Source organism: Mesorhizobium sp. M0659, from assembly GCF_040320605.1.
Lineage (GTDB): Bacteria > Pseudomonadota > Alphaproteobacteria > Rhizobiales > Rhizobiaceae > Mesorhizobium.
In genome coordinates, this window is sequence record NZ_JAMYPY010000008.1 from 46,069 (window position 1) to 65,965 (window position 19,897).

Here is a 19,897-nt window from a genome sequence, read left to right on the forward strand (position 1 = left end):
GATGTTCGGTCGTTTGAAGAAAAAATACTGGGGAGAGCAGGTTGCCTCTTGGCGGGTTGATTCGACTGAGAAGGCCTGGGTATTCGTCTGGAATCGCGACGGGAATCTTACGCTGAACATCAAGAGCGAAGATTTCACATACGTTCAGGGGGCAGGCCGGAATGATGCAACAGTTATCTTCGAGCCTTCTGCCATAGACAGCCTCTTGGACGCCATCGTATCCGCGCGTTCAATGATTCAACAAATGCCGGGAAAGGTTTGATCTGGCCATGGTCGTCGGCATCGCACATTACCTGACCGTATCGGCGATCCTGTTCACGCTGGGCGTGTTCGGCATCTTCCTGAACCGCAGGAACATCATCGTCATCCTGATGTCGATCGAGCTGATTCTTTTGGCGGTCAACATCAATTTCGTTGCCTTCTCGGCGGCATTGGGCGATCTCGTCGGCCAGGTGTTTGCCCTGTTCGTGCTGACGGTCGCCGCCGCCGAAGCGGCCATCGGTCTTGCCATTCTCGTCGTCTTCTTCCGCAACCGCGGCTCGATCGCGGTCGAAGACGTGAACCAGATGAAGGGTTGACGGGGCTAACATGTATCAAGCGATCGTCTTCCTTCCGCTGCTCGGCTTCCTGATCGTCGGTCTGTTCGGCAATTCGCTGGGCGCCAAGGCATCGGAATACATCACCTCGGGCTTCCTGGTGATCTCGGCCGTGCTGTCCTGGGTCGCCTTCTTCTCCGTCGGCTTCGGCGAAGGCGAGGTGTTCACCGTGCCGGTACTGCGCTGGATCCAATCCGGCGGCTTGGACGCGTCCTGGGCGCTCAGGATCGACACGCTGACGGTGGTCATGCTGGTGGTGGTCAACACGGTGTCGGCGCTGGTCCACATCTATTCGATCGGCTACATGCACCACGATCCGAACCGGCCCCGCTTCTTTGCCTATCTGTCGCTGTTCACCTTCGCCATGCTGATGCTGGTGACGGCCGACAATCTGGTGCAGATGTTCTTCGGCTGGGAAGGGGTGGGTCTCGCCTCCTATTTGCTGATCGGCTTCTGGTACAAGAAGCCGTCGGCCAATGCCGCTGCGATCAAGGCCTTCGTCGTCAACCGCGTCGGCGATTTCGGCTTTGCGCTCGGCATTTTCGGCGTCTTCGTTTTGTTCGGCTCGGTCAATCTCGGCACCATCTTCGCCAATGCCGCGACGTTCATTCCGGCCGAAGGCGCACCACAAGGCGCCGCCGTGCTGACCTTCCTCGGCTATGCGCTGGACAAGCAGGCGGCCATGACCATCGTCTGCCTGCTGCTGTTCATGGGCGCCATGGGCAAGTCGGCGCAGGTGCCGCTGCACACCTGGCTGCCGGACGCCATGGAAGGCCCGACGCCGGTTTCCGCGCTGATCCATGCCGCCACCATGGTTACGGCCGGCGTGTTCATGCTGGCCCGGCTGTCGCCGCTGTTCGAACTGTCGCATTCGGCGCTGACCGTGGTGACCTTCATCGGCGCCTTCACCGCCTTCTTCGCGGCGACCGTCGGCCTGGTCCAGAACGACATCAAGCGCGTCATCGCCTATTCGACCTGCTCGCAGCTCGGCTACATGTTCGTCGCGCTCGGCGTCGGCGCCTATGGCGCGGCGATCTTCCATCTGTTCACGCATGCCTTCTTCAAGGCGCTGCTGTTCCTGGGCTCCGGCTCGGTCATCCATGCCGTGTCCGACGAGCAGGACATGCGCAAGATGGGTGGCCTGCGGAAGCTCATTCCGAAGACCTACTGGATGATGGTGATCGGCACGCTGGCACTGACCGGCGTCGGCATTCCGGTGACCGTCATCGGCACCGCCGGCTTCTTCTCCAAGGATGCCATCATCGAGGCTGCCTTTGCCGGCCACAATTCGGTCGCCGGCCTCGCTTTTGTCCTGCTGGTCATCGCCGCCTGCTTCACCTCCTTCTACTCCTGGCGGCTGATCTTCATGACCTTCCACGGCGAGCCGCGGGCGAGCCACGACGTCATGCACCATGTCCATGAATCGCCGCCGGTGATGCTGGTGCCGCTGTTCATCCTGGCCGCGGGCGCGCTGTTTGCCGGCGTTATCTTTCATGGCGCCTTCATCGGCGAAGCCTATGCCGAATTCTGGAAGGCGTCGCTGTTCACGCTGCCGGACAACCACATCCTGCACGAGATCCATGAATTGCCGCTGTGGGTCGAGCTGGCACCGTTCGTCGCCATGGTCATCGGCTTTGCCGTCGCCTGGAAGTTCTACATCCGCTCGCCGGAACTGCCCCGGAGCGTCGCCGCCAACCATCGGCTGCTCTATGCCTTCCTGCTCAACAAATGGTACTTTGACGAGCTCTACGACGTCCTGTTCGTGCGGCCGGCAAAGGCGCTGGGCAGGTTCTTGTGGAAGACCGGCGACGGCACCATCATCGACGGGCTCGGTCCTGACGGCATTTCGGCGCGCGTCGTCGACGTCACCGACCGCGTCGTCAAGCTGCAGACCGGCTATCTCTATCACTATGCATTCGCCATGCTGATCGGCGTGGCCGCACTCGTCACCTGGATGATGCTCTGATGACCGCCTGGCCAATCCTCTCGCTGGTCACCTTCCTGCCGCTCGTAGGTGTGCTGCTGATCCTGTTCATCAGGGATGACAGCCCGAATGCGCGTCGCAACATCCGCGCCATCGCGTTCACGACGACAGCGGCCACCTTCATCATCTCCCTGTTCATCTGGACCGGCTTCGACAATTCGCAAGCCGGCTTCCAGTTCGTCGAGAAGTTTGCCTGGCTGGATTCCGGCATCTCCTACCATATGGGCGTCGACGGCATTTCGATGCTGTTCGTCATCCTGACGACATTCCTCATGCCGCTCTGCATCCTGGCGTCGTGGGAAGCGATCGACAAGCGAGTCAAGGCTTACATGATTGCCTTCCTGCTCTTGGAAACGCTGATGATCGGCGTGTTCTGCGCGCTCGACATCGTGCTGTTCTACGTCTTCTTCGAGGCCGGCCTGATCCCGATGTTCATCATCATCGGCGTCTGGGGCGGCAAGCGCCGCGTCTATGCCTCGTTCAAGTTCTTCCTCTACACGTTGGCCGGCTCGGTGCTGATGCTGCTCGCCATCATGGCGATGTTCTTCCAGGCGGGCACCACCGACATCCCGACACTGCTGACCCACAACTTCCCGGCCCACATGCAGACATGGCTATTTCTAGCCTTCTTCGCCTCCTTCGCGGTGAAGATGCCGATGTGGCCGGTGCACACCTGGCTGCCCGATGCGCACGTCGAAGCGCCGACGGCGGGTTCGGTGATCCTGGCCGGCATCCTGTTGAAAATGGGCGGGTACGGCTTCCTGCGCTTTTCCCTGCCGATGTTCCCGCTGGCCTCGGAAATGTTCGCGCCGCTGGTGTTTACGCTGTCGGTCGTCGCCATCATCTACACCTCGCTGGTGGCGCTGATGCAGGAGGACATGAAGAAGCTGATCGCCTATTCCTCCGTCGCCCATATGGGCTTCGTCACCATGGGCATCTTCGCCATGAACCAGGAAGGCGTGCAGGGCGCGATCTTCCAGATGCTGAGCCACGGCCTCGTCTCGGGCGCGCTGTTCCTGTGCGTCGGCGTCATTTACGACCGCATGCACACTCGCGAGATCGACGCCTATGGCGGCTTGGTCAACAACATGCCGAAATACGCAACCGTGTTCCTGATCTTCACCATGGCCAATGTCGGCTTGCCGGGCACGTCAGGTTTCGTCGGCGAGTTCCTGACCATGCTCGGCGTGTTCCGGGTCAACACCTGGGTGGCTTTCTTCGCCGCCACCGGCGTCATCCTGTCGGCGGCCTACGCGCTCTGGCTCTACCGCCGGGTGATCTTCGGCGCGCTGACCAAGGAAAGCCTGAAGGGCCTGCTCGATCTGTCGACGCGCGAGAAGGCAATCATCTACCCGCTGGTCGTGCTGGTCATCTTCTTCGGCGTTTATCCCGCTCCCGTCTTCGATGCCACGGCCCAGTCGGTCAAGGCGCTCGTCACCAATGTCACCGCATCCATCGGCGCCGCGCAGACCGCGGCGGCCAACTGACCAGAGGTTTTGCGAACCATGACGCCGGACCTTTACTCCAGTCTTTCGCTCTCGACGCCGGAGCTGATCCTCGCCATCGGCGCGCTGGCGCTGTTGATGGTCGGCGCCTATTCGCGCGCCAACACTGCCATTCTGGTGACTGGCCTTGCCGTCGCCGTGCTGGTGATCGCAGGCCTATGGCTGATCTTTCCCACGGGGCAGGGGAGCGCCTACGGCAACGCCTTCATCCAGGATCCGTTCTCCCGCTTCATGAAGGTGCTGTCGCTGATCGGTTCGGCGGTGACGCTGGTGATGTCGATGCGCTTCGCCAGGCAGGAGCATTTCGACAAGTTCGAATACCCGGTGCTGATCCTGTTGTGCACGCTCGGCATGATGCTGATGATCTCGGCCAACGGCATGATCGGGCTCTATCTCGGCCTCGAACTGCAGTCGCTGGCGATTTACGTGCTGGCGGCGATCAATCGCGACAATCTGCGTTCGACCGAGGCCGGTTTGAAGTATTTTGTGCTCGGCGCGCTGTCGTCGGGCATGCTGCTTTACGGAATCAGCCTCATTTACGGCTACACCGGCAATGTCGGCTTCCAGGAAATCGCCTCGGCGCTTGGCAGCGGTGAGCGCCAGCTCGGCCTCGTCGTCGGCCTGGTTTTCGTTTTGGCCGGTCTTGCCTTCAAGATTTCCGCGGTGCCGTTCCACATGTGGACGCCCGATGTCTACGAGGGCGCGCCGACGCCGGTCACCGCCTTCCTGGCGGCTGCCCCCAAAATGGCGGCAATGGCGCTGATCGTGCGCGTCACCATGGGCGCCTTCAAGCCGATCGCTTCCGACTGGCAGCAGATCATCGTCTTCATCTCGATCGCCTCGATGGCGCTCGGCTCCTTCGCCGCGATCGGCCAAACCAACATCAAGCGGCTGATGGCGTACTCCTCGATCGGCCATATGGGCTACGCGCTGGTCGGCCTAGCCGCCAACAGCCAGGCCGGCGTGCGCGGCGTCGCCATCTACATGCTGATCTATCTCGTCATGACGCTCGGCACCTTCGCCTTCATCCTCGCCATGCGGCGCAAGGAAGGCAATGTCGAGCAGATCAGCGATCTCGCCGGTCTGTCGTCGACCAACCCGATCATGGCGACGATCCTGACCATCCTGATGTTCTCGCTGGCCGGCATCCCGCCGCTCGCCGGTTTCTGGGGGAAATGGTACGTGTTCCTCGCCGCCATCAACGCCAACCTCTATGCGCTGGCGATCATCGGCGTGCTGGCCTCCGTCGTGGGCGCTTTCTACTATCTGCGTATCATCAAGATCATGTGGTTCGACGAACCGGCCGGTGGCTTCGTGCCGATGGCGGTTGAGCTGCGCCTCGTGCTTGGTGTCTCCGGCGCTTTCGTGCTGTTCTATGTGTTGATCGGCGGTCCGATCGCGACCTACGCCGAAGCCGCCGCCAAGACATTTTTCTGACCGGATGGCATTTCGGCTGGCTCCAACCTCTGAGACGGAAGGGTTCCGGCTCGAGGCCCATGACAGCGTGGGTTCCACCAACACGCTTGCGCTGGACCATGCAAGGGCAGGCGACCCCGGCAAATTGTGGGTCGTTTCCAAGAAGCAGGAAAGCGGCCGTGGCCGCCGCGGCAGGGCCTGGGTATCTCCCGAGGGCAATCTGGCGGCGACATTGCTGGTCATCACCGGCGGTGAGTTGCGTCTGGCGGCGACGCTGGGCTTCGTCGCCGGCCTGTCGCTGGCCGATGCGCTTGACGCCGTGGTGCCGAAGGGCAGGATCGCCATCGGCCTCGACGGCGCCAGCCAAGGGCAGAACCGCTTCGAGCTGAAATGGCCGAACGATGTGCTTGCCTCCGGCGCCAAACTGGCCGGCATCCTGCTGGAATCGGCCATTCTCGATGGCGGCCGTTTCGCGGTGGCGGTGGGCATCGGCGTCAATGTGGTGGCGCATCCGCCGGATTTGCCGTATCCGGCGACATCGCTTCAGGCGCTGGGCGCGACATGCGACGCCGAAACGCTGTTCTTGGCGCTGTCCGATGCCTGGACCGACAATGCCCGGCTGTGGGATGACGGACGCGGGCTCGACGCCATCCGGCGTCGCTGGCTGGCGCGCGCGGCGGGGCTTGGCGGCGAGGTTGCTGTCAGGATTGACGGGAATGTGGTGCGCGGTACCTTCGAAACCATTGACGCGGACTGCCGTTTCGTGATCCGCGATGATGAGGGGTCGGTCGTGACGGTAGCCGCCGGCGACGTGCATTTCGGCGCCGTCGCGTCGGCAAAGATTTAGGGGCTGGCCGCAAGGGCCGGGAAGGGAAAATTGATGGCGAAAGCGCAAAACGCCGAACTCGTCTTCGTGCCGCTCGGCGGCGTCGGCGAGATCGGCATGAACTTCGCCCTTTACGGCTATGGGCCGCCTAGCGCGCGCGAGTGGATCGTCGTCGATGTCGGCGTGACTTTTCCCGATGCGGCGCATCCTGGCGTCGACCTGATCCTGCCCGATACGCGCTTCATCGAGGAGAACCTCGCCGGCCTGCGCGGCATCATCATCACCCACGCGCATGAAGACCATTACGGGGCGCTGCTCGACATCTGGCCGAAGCTGAAGGCGCCGGTGTGGATGACACCGTTCAGCGCCGGACTGCTGGACGCCAAGCGCCAGGGCGAGCAGGGCGCGCCGAAGAAAATTCCGGTGACGATCTACCGGGCAGGCGAAACATTCACTGTCGGCCCGTTCTCGATCGAGGCCATTCCGGTGGCGCACTCGATCCCCGAGCCGATGTCGCTGGCGATCACCTCGCCGGCCGGCACCGTCATCCATACCGGCGACTGGAAGATCGATCCGGAACCGACGATCGGCCCCAAGACCGACGAGGCGCGGTTTCGCGCCTATGGCGACAAGGGCGTTCTGGCGCTGGTCTGCGATTCCACCAATGCGCTGCGCGAAGGCGAATCGCCGTCGGAAGTGGCGGTGGGCGAAGGCCTCAGGGGCGTCATCCAGAGCGCTGTCGGCCGTGTCGCCGTCACCACCTTCTCTTCCAATGTCGGGCGCATCGTCTCGATCGCCAAGGCGGCGCGCGATGCCGGCCGCCAGTGCCTGGTGCTGGGCCGCTCGCTGAAGCGGGTCATCGATGTCGCCGGCGAGCTCGGCTACATGGACGGGCTGCCGGAGTTCATCGCCGAAGAGGATTTCGGCTTCATCCCGCGCGAGAACCTGGTCATCATCTGCACCGGCAGCCAGGGCGAGGCGCTGGCGGCACTGGCAAAACTTTCGCGCGACGAGATGAAATCGGTGTCGCTGACGGCCGGCGACACGGTGGTGTTTTCCTCACGCACCATTCCCGGCAACGAGAAGGCGATCCTCGAGATCAAGAACCGCCTCATCGACCTCGGCATCAAGATCATCGAGGATGGCGACGCGCTTGTGCATGTCTCCGGCCATCCCCGCCGCAGCGAATTGCGCAGGATGTATGAATGGGTGCGGCCGCAGATCGGCGTTCCCGTGCACGGCGAAGCCGCGCATCTGGTGGCGCAGGGGTCGCTGATGTCGACGTCGGGCATCGGCCAGGTGGCGCAAGTGCGCGACGGCGACATGCTGCGGCTGGCGCCGGGTCCGGCCACAATCATCGACCAGGTGCCGTTCGGCCGCATCTACAAGGACGGCAGGCTGATCGGCACCGACCAGGCGATGGGCATACGCGACCGGCGCAAGCTATCCTTTGCCGGCCATGTCGCGGTCAATGTCGTGCTCGACGACAAATATGAGCTCGCCGGCGATCCCGATCTGGTCGCCATCGGCGTCGCCGAGGCCGATGCCCGTGGCGAAAACATGGAAGATCTGATGCTCGACGCGGCCGTCGGCGCGGTCGACTCGATCCCTCGCCAGCGCCGCAAGGACCTCGATCTGGTGCAGGAAGCGGTGCGCCGCGCCGTGCGCGGCGCCGCCAACGAGGCCTGGGGCAAGAAGCCGCTGGTGACGGTGTTTGTGACGAGGTGAGGGAATAGGCAGTAGGCGGTAGGCGGTGGAGAAAAATGCAGATGTATCACTACTGCCTACTGCCCATTCCCTACTCTCTTAACTTGTGGAGCACTTCATGCTCGGACGCCTGAACCATGTCGCGCTTGCCGTGCCGGACCTGGCCGCGGCGATTGCGGCCTATCGCGATACGCTTGGCGCGAAGGTCACCGCGCCGCAAGCGCTGCCCGAGCATGGCGTTACCGTGGTGTTCGTCGATGTCGGCAACACCAAGATCGAACTCCTGGAGCCGCTGGGCGAGGGGTCGCCGATCGCGGCCTTTCTGGACAAGAACCCCTCGGGTGGCATGCATCATGTCTGCTACGAGGTCGACGACATCCTTGCCGCGCGCGATCACCTCAAAGCGAGCGGCGCCCGCGTGCTGGGCGACGGCAATCCCAAAACCGGCGCCCACGGCAAGCCGGTGCTGTTCCTGCATCCCAAGGATTTCTTCGGCACGCTGGTCGAACTGGAGCAGGCATGAGCTGGATTTCGTTTGCCGCGCTGTTCTTCATCACCTGGTGGCTGATGCTGTTCATCGTGCTGCCGTTCAGCGTCAAGACGCAGGATGACGACCAGGACGTGACGCTGGGCACGGTTGCGAGTGCGCCGCGCGGGCCGCATATGCTGCGCGCCGTGATCCGCACCACCATCGTCACGGCTGTCGTCATGGGGGTTTTCTATAGCCTGACGCACGGGCTGGGCTACAGCCTCGACGAAGTCCCGCACATCATCCCCGAAGCCAGCCAGGCACCGGCTAACTAACCACTTTCCCGCCGGCAGATCGGCTGGGATGTTTGTGTCTGTTTCGGAGCGCCAAACTCAGATTTTGTCTCGCCAGCCTGCGATGCGCAATAGGCGGCCAGGCATGGCCCACCCGCATTAGAATCACGCCTTGGTGTCAGGCTGACGCAAGCTCACGTGATTTGGGAACAGGTTGATCTAACCAGATGATCGGGCAAAAAAAATGCAAGGCACAAGGCCTTGCAATTTAAACGCGTTCCGATCTGTTTTCCGGTTTCCGGCGGCAGCGGGTAACCGCGCCTAGATCGCATCCTCCCAAGACTTTGACCGCGTAGGAGAGCAGATTTTTCTCCACCCTCTCGGTTATCAGGGCACACTAGCCTAACCCTGATGAAATTGTCACGCAGAATTTTGCCCGCAATCGGGCAATCTGTGCTGCAGTGCACAATAGTGCGGCAGGCTTTGCTTGCGAAACGAACAACGCCGGGGCTGCCGCATTAATGGGGCCAGGTGTGCCGCGTCGCCCGGACGCCCAAAGCGCGTGTGAGGACTTTGCAGTCAGGCGATCACTTTGCACCAGAAGCATTATCGTTTTCCGTGCGAAGGTCTTTGGAAGAAGAATCGATTTTTGCGATTTCGGACCGATGCGGCCGCTCGGGTTTCCATTCCGTCACGAAATAGCTATGAAGCCGGGGCAAGCAAGCCAGCCGCGCCGATTCCGGCGCAGCCTCCTCTCTCACGGACCTGTCCATGCGTTTGTCGCAGTTTTTCCTGCCCATCCTGAAAGAAAATCCGCGCGAGGCCGAGATCGTCTCGCACCGGCTGATGCTGCGTGCCGGCATGATCCGCCAGCAGGGGCAGGGCAGCTTTTCCTGGCTGCCGCTAGGCAAGCTGGTGCTCGACAAGGTCTGCCGCATCATCCGCGAGGAGCAGAACCGCGCCGGCGCTCTGGAAATCCTGATGCCGACCATCCAGTCGGCCGATCTGTGGCGCGAAAGCGGCCGCTATGACGACTATGGCAAGGAGATGCTGCGCATCAAGGACCGGCAGGACCGCGACATGCTCTACGGTCCGACCAATGAGGAAGTGGTCACCGAGATCGTGCGCGCCTACGTCAAGTCGTACAAGGATTTGCCGCTCAACCTCTACCACATCCAGTGGAAGTTCCGCGACGAGGTGCGGCCGCGCTTCGGCGTCATGCGCTCGCGCGAGTTCCTGATGAAGGATGCCTATTCCTTCGACCTCGATTTCGAGGGCGCGAAGGCCGCCTATAACCGCATGTTCGTATCCTATCTCCGAACGTTCACGCGCATGGGGCTGCAGGCCATTCCGATGCGGGCCGACACCGGGCCGATCGGCGGCGATCTCAGCCATGAATTCATCATCCTGGCCGACACCGGCGAGAGCCAGGTCTATTGCGACCGCGAATATCTGTCGCTCCAGGTGCCCGGCGAGAAAACCGACTTCGGCAATGACGGCGAGATCGCCGACATCGTCAAAACGTGGACGACGCCTTACGCCGCCACCGACGAGATGCATGACGAGGCGGCCTGGGACAAGCTTAGCGAGGCCGACCGGGTCTCGGCACGCGGCATCGAGGTCGGCCACATCTTCCATTTCGGCGACAAATATTCCAAGCCCATGGGCGCCAAGGTGACCGGGCCCGACGGCAAGGATCATTTCGTTTCCGGCGGCTCCTACGGTATCGGTCCGTCGCGGCTGGTGGCGGCGATCATCGAGGCCAGCCATGACGGCAACGGCATCATCTGGCCGGAAGCGGTGACGCCGTTCGACATCGGCCTGATCAACATGAAGGCCGGCGACGCCGAGTGCGACCGCGTTTGCGGCGAGCTCTACGCCGCCTTCACCGGCGCCGGCAAGGATGTGCTTTACGACGACACCGACCAGCGGCCGGGCGGCAAGTTCGCCACCGCCGACCTGATCGGCCTGCCCTGGCAGGTGATCGTCGGGCCGCGCGGCGTGGCCGCCGGCGAGATCGAGATCAAGAACCGTCGGACCGGCGAGCGCGAGACGCTGCCGGTCGCGGAGGCCAGGAAACGCTTCGGTGCAACCGCATGAGCGAAGCCGCGGCAGCGAAGTCTTCGGTAGCCCAGTCTCCGGTTGGCAAGTCTCCGGTCGCCAAGTCTCCGGTCACCAAGTCTCCGGTCGCCGGCCCGTTCTCCATGTTCGAACGCATGGTCGCCTGGCGTTATTTGCGGTCGCGCCGCAAGGAGACGGTGATCTCGGTCATCGCCTCGATCTCCTTCCTCGGCATCATGCTAGGCGTCGCCACGCTGATCGTCGTCATGGCTGTCATGAACGGGTTTCGAGCCGAACTTCTGACCCGCATCCTCGGCGTCAACGGCCATTTGATCGTGCAGCCGCTGGATTCGCCGCTTGAGGACTATGCGCAGGTCGCAGCCCGCATCAACGGCGTGGCCGGCGTCAAATACGCGATACCGCTGATCGACGGCCAGGTCCTGGCGCAAGGCAATGTCGGCGGCGGCATGGGCGCGCTGGTGCGCGGTATCAGGGCCGAAGACCTCGGCAAGATCGCCATCGTCGCCCAAAACGTCAAGCAAGGCACGCTTGACGGCTTCGACTCCGGCGATGGCGTCGCCATCGGCAAGCGCATGGCCGAGAATCTCGGCCTTGTGCTCGGCGACACCATCACGCTGATCTCGCCGGACGGCGATGTGACGCCGATGGGCACGACGCCGCGGCTGAAGGGCTACAAGGTGGCGGCGATCTTCGAGGTCGGCATGTCGGAATATGACAGCTCCATCGTCTACATGCCGTTTTCCGAAGCGCAGCTCTATTTCAACATGGACGGCAGGGCGCAGACGATCGAGATCTATGTCGACAACCCCGATAATGTCGACGCGCTGAAACCGCTGGTGGATGCGGCGGCGCAACGGCCGATCGACATGGTCGACTGGCGCCAGCGCAACGAGACGTTCTTTTCAGCACTGCAGGTCGAGCGCAACGTCATGTTCATGATCCTGACGCTGATCGTGCTGGTGGCGGCGCTCAACATCATCTCCGGCCTGATCATGCTGGTGAAGGACAAGGGCCACGATATCGCCATCCTGCGCACAATGGGCGCCTCGCGCGGCGCCATCCTGCGCATCTTCCTGATGACGGGTGCTGCGATCGGCGTCACCGGCACGCTGGCCGGCGTGCTGCTCGGGGTGCTCATCTGCACCAACATCGAATCCATCCGCCAGTTCTTCTCCTGGATGACCGGCAAGGTGCTGTTCAACCCGGAGCTCTATTTCCTCAGCCAGCTGCCGGCAAAGATGGACCCGCGCGAGACCACCTATGTCATCCTGATGGCGCTCGGCCTGTCCTTCCTAGCAACGGTGTTTCCGGCATGGCGCGCCGCACGGCTCGATCCGGTCGAGGCCTTGAGATACGAATGAAGTCCGAGATCATTATCGAGCTGAAGAGCGTCGAGCGGCACTATGTCCAGGGGCCGCGCAAGCTCACCATTTTGAACGGCGCCGACTTTTCGCTGAAGCGCGGCGAGATGGTGGCGCTGGTGGCGCCGTCGGGCACCGGCAAGTCGACGCTGCTGCACACGGCGGGCCTGCTCGAGCGCCCCGATGCCGGTGACGTCATTCTGGCCGGCCGCGCCTGCGGACGGCTCTCCGACGACGAACGCACGGCAATCCGCCGCAACGATGTCGGCTTCGTCTATCAGTTCCATCATCTGCTGCCGGAGTTTTCGGCACTGGAAAACATCATGATGCCGCAGCTGATCAAGGGGCTTTCGCGCAAGGAGGCGTCGGAGCGCGCAGCACAGCTGCTCGACTATATGCAGATTGGCAAGCGCGCGTCGCACCGTCCGTCGGAGCTGTCCGGCGGCGAACAGCAGCGCGTCGCCATTGCTCGCGCGGTCGCCAACGCGCCATTGCTGCTGCTCGCCGACGAGCCGACCGGCAATCTCGACCCGGTCACCGCGTCCTATGTGTTCGAGGCGCTTGGCGCGCTGGTCAAGCAGTCCGGCCTTGCCGCGCTGATCGCGACCCACAATCACGAACTCGCCTCGCGCATGGACCGCCGGGTGACGTTGGCGGATGGCAAGGTCGTTCCGTTGTAGGCCCCAACTTCCTCATCCTAGGGTCTGCGCCGCGTCGCTGCGCTCCTTGCTCCGCCCTAGGATCACGAAGTGATTGGTGCGTGTCCCGATCGCAAAGGCATGCGATGCGCCCTGCGTCAGCACTGCCGTCACCCCGTCAACCTTTCCTTAACCCTGCCCAAACCGGCTGTCAGGATTCGTCGGCATGCCGCTTTCCGCTCATTGACTTTCGAACAAAGTTAGAACAAAATACGAACATATCAACAACAGGAGAGAGTTATGAGCGATCTTGTTCAGGACGTCGTTTCGTTGGTGTGCATGAGTGCGTTTCTGGTTTCCATGGCTGTCTGGATCGGCGCCATGTGATGCAACTGCGGTTCGCCGCACTGTTTTAGGCGGGCAGGAAGGCGCTGTGCCGTTAAGCCTTTCTTGCCGCCATGACGCTAGGCTGCCCCGCCAAGACAGGGAGCAAAAACCTCAGGTGTCGCCGATCGTGACGGCCCTTCTCGTGGCCGGTAATCTCGGACTGATTTTCCTTCTGATGACCGCGCCGCTCGGTTTGCGCACGGTGCGGCTGAGCCGCGTGGTTGCGGTGGACCGGCAGCGCCTCTGGCAGGCGCTGTGGCCGCTCGGCAGCGATGCCGGCTGGTCCGGCGAGATACTCTCGGCCCAGCCGCTGGACGGGCAGGGCACGGCCCGCATCCTGCTGTCCTGGGAGGGCCGGGACGGCCAGCCGATCGAGCGAAGGTCGCGCTTCGAGGACGTCGTCGAAGGCAGTCGTTTTTCGATGCGGGTCATCGAGGACACCGCGCTCGACGCGTCGTTCTGGAAGGATTTTTATGAGACCACCGAACTCACCTCGGAAGGTGCCGGCACGCGGGTGACGCTCAGTCAGACCGATCGCTATCGCGGCGTCGCCTTCCTGGTGTTCCGCTACTTCGCCATGCGCCGCGAGCTCGGCAAGCTGGAGATCTGGGCGAGGACCGGACAGTATCGCAAGGGCGGCTGGTTCGAGCATCCGCTGAGCCAGGTCGGGTTCGCCGTTCTGTCGGCTTTCATCCTTTGGCCGTTCTTCGGGCTCAATCTCGGCGGCCTGGCGCTGGCCGCGATCCTGACCTCGGTGGTTGCCCTGCATGAGCTCGGCCACATGGCGGCCTTTCGGCTAACCGGTCATCGCAAGGCGCGGATGATCTTTATCCCGCTGCTCGGCGGCATCGCCATTGGCGGCCGGCCTTATGACAGCCGCTTCGAGGTCGCCTTCGTGGCGCTGATGGGCGCTGGTTTTTCCGCGTTCCTGGTACCGCTGCTGATCGTCGCCAGCGGGCTCGCATCCGGCGAGGGACATCGGCTCGCCGCGGCCCTTCTGGCGACGCTTGCCGGCTTTGCCGCGCTGTTCAACATCGCCAATCTGGTGCCGGTGTGGAAATTCGACGGCGGTCAGGTGCTGCGCCAGATCTGCCCGGGGCCGGTCGCCCTGGCGCTCGCCTCGTTTTCCCTGCTCTCGGCCTTGCTATGGCTTGGCTGGCTGGCCGGCTTTTCCCAAAGCTTTCTGCTGGTGGCGGGCGCCGTCTTTGCCATCCTCAGCCTGATGACAGTGGGTAGCGGGGTAAAACCGCGCCACGAATTGAAGCCGATCCGCATCTTCGACCGTTTCGCCATGGCCGGCGCGCTGCTGGCCGTCTTCGCCATTCACGGTTTCGGGCTGTTGTGGGCCTCGGCGCGGTTGCTTTGAGCGTTGGTCGAGGCGAGACTCAGCCGGCCTTGCGAGCCGGTTCTGCAGAAGTTGACTCCGCTGCCCCGAAAACATCCTCGAAGGCGGATTTCAGCGCCAGGTCGAAATCGCCCATGGTCACGGGCAGGCCGAGGTCGACGAGGCTGGTGACACCGTGATCCGGCACGCCGCATGGCACGATGCCGCTGAAATGGCTGAGATCCGGCTCGACATTGACGGCGATGCCATGAAAGCTCACCCAGCGCCGCAGCCGGATGCCGATGGCCGCGATCTTGTCTTCAGCCGGCGAGCCGTCGGGCAGGGACGGGCGCTCGGGCCGCACCACCCAGACGCCGACGCGGTCCTCGCGGCGTTCGCCGCGTACATTGAAGGCGGCAAGCGTGCCGATGATCCACTGCTCGAGCGCGGCGACGAAGGCGCGCACATCCTCACGCCGGCGCTTCAGGTCAAGCATGACATAGGCAACCCGCTGCCCCGGCCCGTGATAGGTGTATTCGCCGCCGCGTCCGGCGGCAAAGACCGGGAAACGGTCGGGGTCGATTAGGTCCTCGATGCGGGCGCTGGTGCCGGCGGTGTAAAGCGGCGGATGCTCGACCAGCCAGACCATCTCGGCGGCTGCACCCGCGCGGATCGCCTCGGCGCGCGCTTCCATCAGGGCCAGCGCATCGGTGTAGCCGGTCAGGCCGGGCTCGATGCGCCATTCGACCGGCGCCGAACCCGGCAAGGGCAGGAACGACGTGGCGATCTGGCTGCGTTCGGTCATGGCTTTTTCGTTTTTCGCGTGATGCACGCCGGCTTGGCGAAACCGCCTTGCGCTCTGGGGCCAAATGCATTTGCCCTTCATATGGCGGTATCCGGCTGAAACGTCCAGTTCGCCACGCATTTCGGCCTTCGCGCACGACCCCGAAGATAGGAACGATCTTCGGAAAGGATCATGCGCCAAATCAAAGTGCTGCAGCGTCGTTGCGCGTCTCACAGGACGCGCGGCGCTGTAGAGGCCGATATGCCAATTCGCGGCGATTATTGCGCGCCGCGCCCTTGTTTCGCCGGAAACGATTTGCTACACGCCGCGAGCCGGTTCGTTCCGGCTCCTACCACGGGCGGTCGTGGCGGAATTGGTAGACGCGCAGCGTTGAGGTCGCTGTGGGGCAACCCGTGGAAGTTCGAGTCTTCTCGACCGCACCATAATTTTTCGGCCATTGAAATCATTGCGACTTCTCAGGCCGTCGACGCCAGATCATCGCCTTTGGCGCTTGAACCGGCCGCAGCAGAGTTGCAACAGGAGGTCGCAGAGCCGCACGCGAACGCCGCTTGGCTCGCACCGGCCAGCCTCCTGCACCCGAGTCCCCGGCTTTGCCGGTGGCGGGGCAGGAGATGTGGGTGACCTAAGCGGCGCGTCGTTGCGTGAAATGGAGACCCGGACGGGCTCGACGAGGGTCAACGGCCGTCACGACGGTGTGGTGGTGATCGCAGTAGACGCGATCCGGCGACGTCGGCCCGGCACAAAAACGGTAGCCACCGGGTACCGAGCGGTCTTCGCTCACCGGGAAGCGGCACTGGTTGAGGCCTAGCTGAATGAGGGGGACGTCTCTAGACGCTGGTCTGATATTTTCACGCATGATGGTTTTCAGTTTCCTGGTTCATAGCCATTGCCGGCTGACGGCCGCGGTGCGACCCGCCGGAGCGAGCTTCTCTCGTTTTGGAGGGCTGTGGACCACATATGGTGCTGATCGCACCGTCAAAGAAGCCCGGCGCCCCGCTTCTGCAGCCAAATCGTTTGCGACTTAAGGCCACACCCGCGAGCGCCCGAAGCACCTGTCCGGCCGGGATTTGCCGGCGCGCCGTCGCATAGCCTCAGTCCGTCGCCGCCGATCGCTTGAAGACGATGGTGACCCTGGTTCCCTCGCCGGCACTCGACTTGACGTCGAATTGCGCCTTGGCATTTTCGGTCAGCGACCGCGCGATCAGGGAGCCGAGCTTGCCTGGCCTGGGCCAGGTCTCACCCGTCGGCAGACCGATCCCATCATCGGCGACAGTCACCCGGCAACCATCGCCGCTGACGACGCTGTGCAGCGTGATCGTGCCGCCATCGCGCCCGACGAATGCATGTTTGAGAGCGTTGGTCAGCAACTCATTGACGACCAGGCCTGTCGGCATGGCAACGTTGATGGATACCGGATAGGTATCCACCTTAAGGTCGAGGCGGATACCTTCGACTGCGTGCGACGCCATGACAGCGGACGCGATCTGGCTAAGATACACGCCAAGATCCACCTCATCCTTCTGCTGGTCAGCCGACAATGTCTGGTAGAGGATTGCCAATGCGTCTACCCGGCCGGCAAGCCTTTCGAAACGCTTCTGGTCCGGTTCGGTGGCGTTGCGGGTTTCCATCCGGATCAAAGCGGTGATCATCTGCAGATTGTTTTTCACCCGGTGCTGCAGTTCGCGCAACAGGGTGTCCTTCTCCCGGATGAGCTCCTCCGCGGGTCGCGCGTCCTCGGTCTCACCGTGTGCCGTGACGTCGACAAGCGCCACCAGCCGGAAGCAGAGCTTGCCGTTGTCGTCCTCGATAACGTTGGAATAAACGTCGACGATTGCCGGCTTGTCCTCGCCGCGCTCGAGGCGAAATGTGCCGACGAAATCGGTGTCTTCAACGACAGCCTCGGCGAGCGGCCTGTCCTTCTGCCGATGAAGCCCCCTGCCGGAAAGGGCCGCCCAGTTTTCCCGCGCAAGCTTCGGCGCCTTGAGGTCCGAGAGCTTCTCGAATTCGGGATTGGCGTAGACGACACGCTCCTTCGCGATCAATTCCGAGACGGCGATCGCGATCGGCATCTGGTCGAGAAATTTCTTGAACTGGTCGCTTTCCAGCGCGGTGGCGAGGTCAGGCGTATCGAGCAATTGCTCGACAGCGTCAGCCTTATCGGAGTCTGTCATCTCGGCGCCTGCGTGATGCGTGGAAGCCATCAATATCAGGCATGCAATTCACCCGCCATCTCCAATATCGAAGGGATACGACAGCGTCACTACGGGTGCGGGCCGCGTCGCGCAGGGCTCCACCGCCTGCCGCTCACGAACGAATTGGACAGAAGGCATTTTTCTCAGGGCCGCCGAACTTTGAAAAGAAATGTCTATGGAATTTGTAGAATTACGCTTTGAATGGCATCTCGGTACTGCTCGCCAGCGTTGGCGGCCTCGCCTCCTGAGTTGAGATCAGTGCTCTCGTTACCAAGCAAGTCGGCTCCCGATGAGGGAGTTGCTCCGCCGATCGCTATGCGGCCGGCAGACGGCGGAGCATTGCCAGCAGCCCCGCGGCTTTAGAGGAAGAGGTTCCCATGACCAGACTTACCCCCGTAGAGCAGATCATCCCGGATGCCGATATTGTCCCGCTTACCGGACGCGTCGGCGCAGAGATCAGGAACATTCGGCTCTCCGGCGACCTGCCGCAGCAGACGGTCGCGGCGATCAACCAGATCCTGTTGCGGCACAAGGTGGTGTTCTTCCGCGACCAGGCGCATCTCGACGATGCCGGGCAGGAGCGCTTTGCCCAGCGTCTCGGCGACCTCGTCCCGCATCCGACCCAAGGTCCCGTCAAGGGAACGGCGTCCATTCTCGAACTCGATTCCAGCCGTGGCGGCGGTCGCGCCGACCAATGGCATACCGATGTCACCTTCGTCGACGCCTATCCGAAATTCTCGGTTCTTCGCGGCGTCGTCATACCGCCGGCCGGCGGCGACACCATCTGGTCGAACACCGCGGCCGCCTATCAGGACCTGCCCGAGCCGTTGAAACTGCTCGCCGACAATCTCTGGGCGGTGCACAGCAACGCCTACGATTACGCCGCGGTGCGGCCGCGTGCGAGCGCCGCGGAAAAGAAGCACTTCGAGGAAATCTTCACCTCGACGATCTACGAGACCGAGCATCCCGTCGTCCGCGTCCATCCCGAAACAGGCGAGCGCACGCTGCTGCTCGGCAATTTCGTGCAACGGCTGATCGGCCTTTCCAAAAGCGATTCGGCGAAGCTCTACGAGGTGTTCCAGTCCTATGTCACCGCGCCGGAGAACACCGTGCGCTGGCGCTGGAAAGCCGGCGATGTGGCGATCTGGGACAACCGCGCGACGCAACACTACGCCGTCAACGACTATGGCGACCAGCACCGGGTGGTGCGTCGCGCCACGGTCGACGGCGACGTTCCGGTCAGCGTCGACGGCCGCCGCAGCGCCACCCGCACCAAGGTCGCGAAGCCCGCGACCGACAAGGCTGCCTGAGGTTCGGGCTGCCTGAGGCGCAGTCGGACTCGGGGGCTGCTGTCACGCCGCCTTCTTCATCCACGCAAGCGTATCCGCCACCACCTCGCCAAACGACGACGGCGTCGGCACGATGACTACCCCGGCTTCCTTCAGGATTTCGACCTTTTCCTGCGCCGACTCGCCGAAGGCCGAGATGATGGCGCCGGCGTGCCCCATGCGGCGGCCTTTGGGGGCGGAGAGGCCGGCGATGTAGGCGATCAGCGGCTTTCTCATATTGTCGCGCGCCCAGATGGCCGCTTCGGCTTCCTGCGGCCCGCCGATCTCGCCGATCATCACCACGGCGTCGGTGTCGTCATCCTGTTCGAACAGTTTCAGCACGTCCTTGAAGGAGGAGCCGTTGATCGGGTCGCCGCCGATGCCGACGCTGGTCGAGACGCCGATGCCGAGCGACTTCATCTGCGACGCCGCCTCGTAGCCCAGGGTTCCCGAGCGGCCGACAATGCCGACGCGGCCAGGCAGATAGATGCTGCCGGGCATGATGCCCATCAGCGCCTGTCCGGGTGTGATGACGCCCGCGCAGTTCGGCCCGATCAGCCGCATGCGGTCTTCGTAGCGATAGCGCAGCATGTAGCGCTTGACCTGCATCATGTCCTGCGAGGGGATGCCGTCGGTGATGCAGACGCAGAGTTTAATGCCGGCATCCGCCGCTTCCATGATCGAATCGGCGGCAAAGGGCGGCGGCACGAAGACGATGCTGGCCTCGGCGCGGGTCTCGCGCACCGCGCCCTTGACCGTGTTGAAGACGGGCAGGCCGAGATGCTTCTGGCCGCCTTTGCCGGGGGTGACGCCGCCGACCAGCTTGGTGCCATAGCGTTTCATGTCCTCGGCATGGAAGCTGCCGATCTTGCCGGTGAACCCCTGGACGATAACGCGGGTGCTGCGGTTGAGCAGGATTGCCATTTTCTCGACCTCCCTAGAGCATGATGCCGAAAAGTGTGAAGCGGTTTTCGGACGACATCA

Annotated in this window: 18 protein-coding genes and 1 tRNA gene; 15 read left to right on the forward strand and 4 right to left on the reverse strand. The window is 63.0% G+C overall.

Annotated features, from left to right (window positions below; all coding sequences use genetic code 11):
• The first annotated feature begins 1 nt into the window (after position 1).
• From NKI31_RS14950 to NKI31_RS15010, 13 genes are all read left to right on the forward strand, one after another.
• The gene (locus tag NKI31_RS14950) at positions 2-262 is read left to right on the forward strand and encodes a hypothetical protein (RefSeq protein ID WP_023670811.1); all 261 of its coding nucleotides are present in this window, start codon (positions 2-4) and stop codon (positions 260-262) included.
• Positions 263-269: 7 nt separating this feature from the next.
• A complete protein-coding gene (nuoK, locus tag NKI31_RS14955) occupies positions 270-578 on the forward strand; it encodes an NADH-quinone oxidoreductase subunit NuoK (protein ID WP_023670810.1) in 309 nt (102 codons plus the stop codon).
• Between the two features lie 10 nt (positions 579-588).
• A complete protein-coding gene (nuoL, locus tag NKI31_RS14960; RefSeq protein WP_023733803.1) occupies positions 589-2,562 on the forward strand; it encodes an NADH-quinone oxidoreductase subunit L in 1,974 nt (657 codons plus the stop codon).
• Positions 2,562-4,067: an NADH-quinone oxidoreductase subunit M gene (locus tag NKI31_RS14965; protein WP_023670808.1), complete on the forward strand. Its 1,506-nt coding sequence runs from the start codon at positions 2,562-2,564 to the stop codon at positions 4,065-4,067. The genes nuoL and NKI31_RS14965 overlap by 1 nt, the downstream gene beginning before the upstream one ends.
• Positions 4,068-4,085: 18 nt before the next feature.
• Positions 4,086-5,522: an NADH-quinone oxidoreductase subunit NuoN gene (nuoN, locus tag NKI31_RS14970; protein WP_023731229.1), complete on the forward strand. Its 1,437-nt coding sequence runs from the start codon at positions 4,086-4,088 to the stop codon at positions 5,520-5,522.
• Positions 5,523-5,526: 4 nt separating this feature from the next.
• Positions 5,527-6,348 (forward strand): biotin--[acetyl-CoA-carboxylase] ligase, encoded by an 822-nt coding sequence (locus tag NKI31_RS14975; RefSeq protein WP_023670806.1) that lies wholly within the window; start codon positions 5,527-5,529, stop codon positions 6,346-6,348.
• 33 nt (positions 6,349-6,381) lie between these two features.
• A complete protein-coding gene (locus NKI31_RS14980; RefSeq protein ID WP_023690300.1) occupies positions 6,382-8,055 on the forward strand; it encodes a ribonuclease J in 1,674 nt (557 codons plus the stop codon).
• A 97-nt stretch (positions 8,056-8,152) separates the two neighbouring features.
• Positions 8,153-8,557, forward strand: coding sequence for a methylmalonyl-CoA epimerase (gene mce / locus NKI31_RS14985; protein ID WP_023670804.1), 405 nt, complete (start codon positions 8,153-8,155; stop codon positions 8,555-8,557).
• Positions 8,554-8,838 carry a DUF1467 family protein gene (locus NKI31_RS14990; protein ID WP_023670803.1) on the forward strand — a complete coding sequence of 95 codons (285 nt, stop codon included), beginning with the start codon at positions 8,554-8,556 and terminating at the stop codon, positions 8,836-8,838. Before mce ends, NKI31_RS14990 begins: the two co-directional genes overlap by 4 nt.
• Before the next feature lie 729 nt (positions 8,839-9,567).
• Complete coding sequence (proS, locus tag NKI31_RS14995) at positions 9,568-10,896, forward strand: proline--tRNA ligase (protein WP_023751639.1); 1,329 nt, start codon at positions 9,568-9,570, stop codon at positions 10,894-10,896.
• Between the two features lie 104 nt (positions 10,897-11,000).
• Complete coding sequence (locus NKI31_RS15000) at positions 11,001-12,239, forward strand: lipoprotein-releasing ABC transporter permease subunit (RefSeq protein WP_027050260.1); 1,239 nt, start codon at positions 11,001-11,003, stop codon at positions 12,237-12,239.
• Entirely contained in the window at positions 12,236-12,919 is a 684-nt protein-coding gene (locus NKI31_RS15005) for an ABC transporter ATP-binding protein (RefSeq protein WP_023685211.1), read from the forward strand. The genes NKI31_RS15000 and NKI31_RS15005 overlap by 4 nt, the downstream gene beginning before the upstream one ends.
• Before the next feature lie 460 nt (positions 12,920-13,379).
• Positions 13,380-14,630: a peptidase M50 gene (locus NKI31_RS15010; RefSeq protein WP_023700369.1), complete on the forward strand. Its 1,251-nt coding sequence runs from the start codon at positions 13,380-13,382 to the stop codon at positions 14,628-14,630.
• Between the two features lie 19 nt (positions 14,631-14,649).
• Here NKI31_RS15010 and lipB read toward each other — a convergent pair whose 3' ends face one another.
• Complete coding sequence (lipB, locus tag NKI31_RS15015; protein WP_023685213.1) at positions 14,650-15,393, reverse strand: lipoyl(octanoyl) transferase LipB; 744 nt, start codon at positions 15,391-15,393, stop codon at positions 14,650-14,652.
• A gap of 337 nt (positions 15,394-15,730) precedes the next feature.
• On the opposite strand from lipB, the gene NKI31_RS15020 reads away from it, so the two are divergent.
• Positions 15,731-15,815, forward strand: a tRNA-Leu gene (locus NKI31_RS15020).
• A 200-nt stretch (positions 15,816-16,015) separates the two neighbouring features.
• Here the strand turns inward: NKI31_RS15020 and NKI31_RS15025 are convergent.
• Both NKI31_RS15025 and NKI31_RS15030 read right to left on the reverse strand, forming a co-directional pair.
• Positions 16,016-16,249 carry a GcrA family cell cycle regulator gene (locus NKI31_RS15025; RefSeq protein ID WP_352519642.1) on the reverse strand — a complete coding sequence of 78 codons (234 nt, stop codon included), beginning with the start codon at positions 16,247-16,249 and terminating at the stop codon, positions 16,016-16,018.
• Between the two features lie 235 nt (positions 16,250-16,484).
• The gene (locus tag NKI31_RS15030) at positions 16,485-17,564 is read right to left on the reverse strand and encodes a sensor histidine kinase (protein WP_023685214.1); all 1,080 of its coding nucleotides are present in this window, start codon (positions 17,562-17,564) and stop codon (positions 16,485-16,487) included.
• A 398-nt stretch (positions 17,565-17,962) separates the two neighbouring features.
• Here NKI31_RS15030 and NKI31_RS15035 point away from each other — a divergent pair, with 398 nt between their 5' ends.
• Positions 17,963-18,895 (forward strand): TauD/TfdA dioxygenase family protein, encoded by a 933-nt coding sequence (locus NKI31_RS15035; RefSeq protein ID WP_352519643.1) that lies wholly within the window; start codon positions 17,963-17,965, stop codon positions 18,893-18,895.
• Positions 18,896-18,937: 42 nt separating this feature from the next.
• Here the strand turns inward: NKI31_RS15035 and sucD are convergent, their stop codons facing one another.
• On the reverse strand, positions 18,938-19,837 hold the full coding sequence (sucD, locus tag NKI31_RS15040) for a succinate--CoA ligase subunit alpha (protein ID WP_352519644.1): 900 nt from the start codon (positions 19,835-19,837) through the stop codon (positions 18,938-18,940).
• Positions 19,838-19,897: the final 60 nt, after the last annotated feature.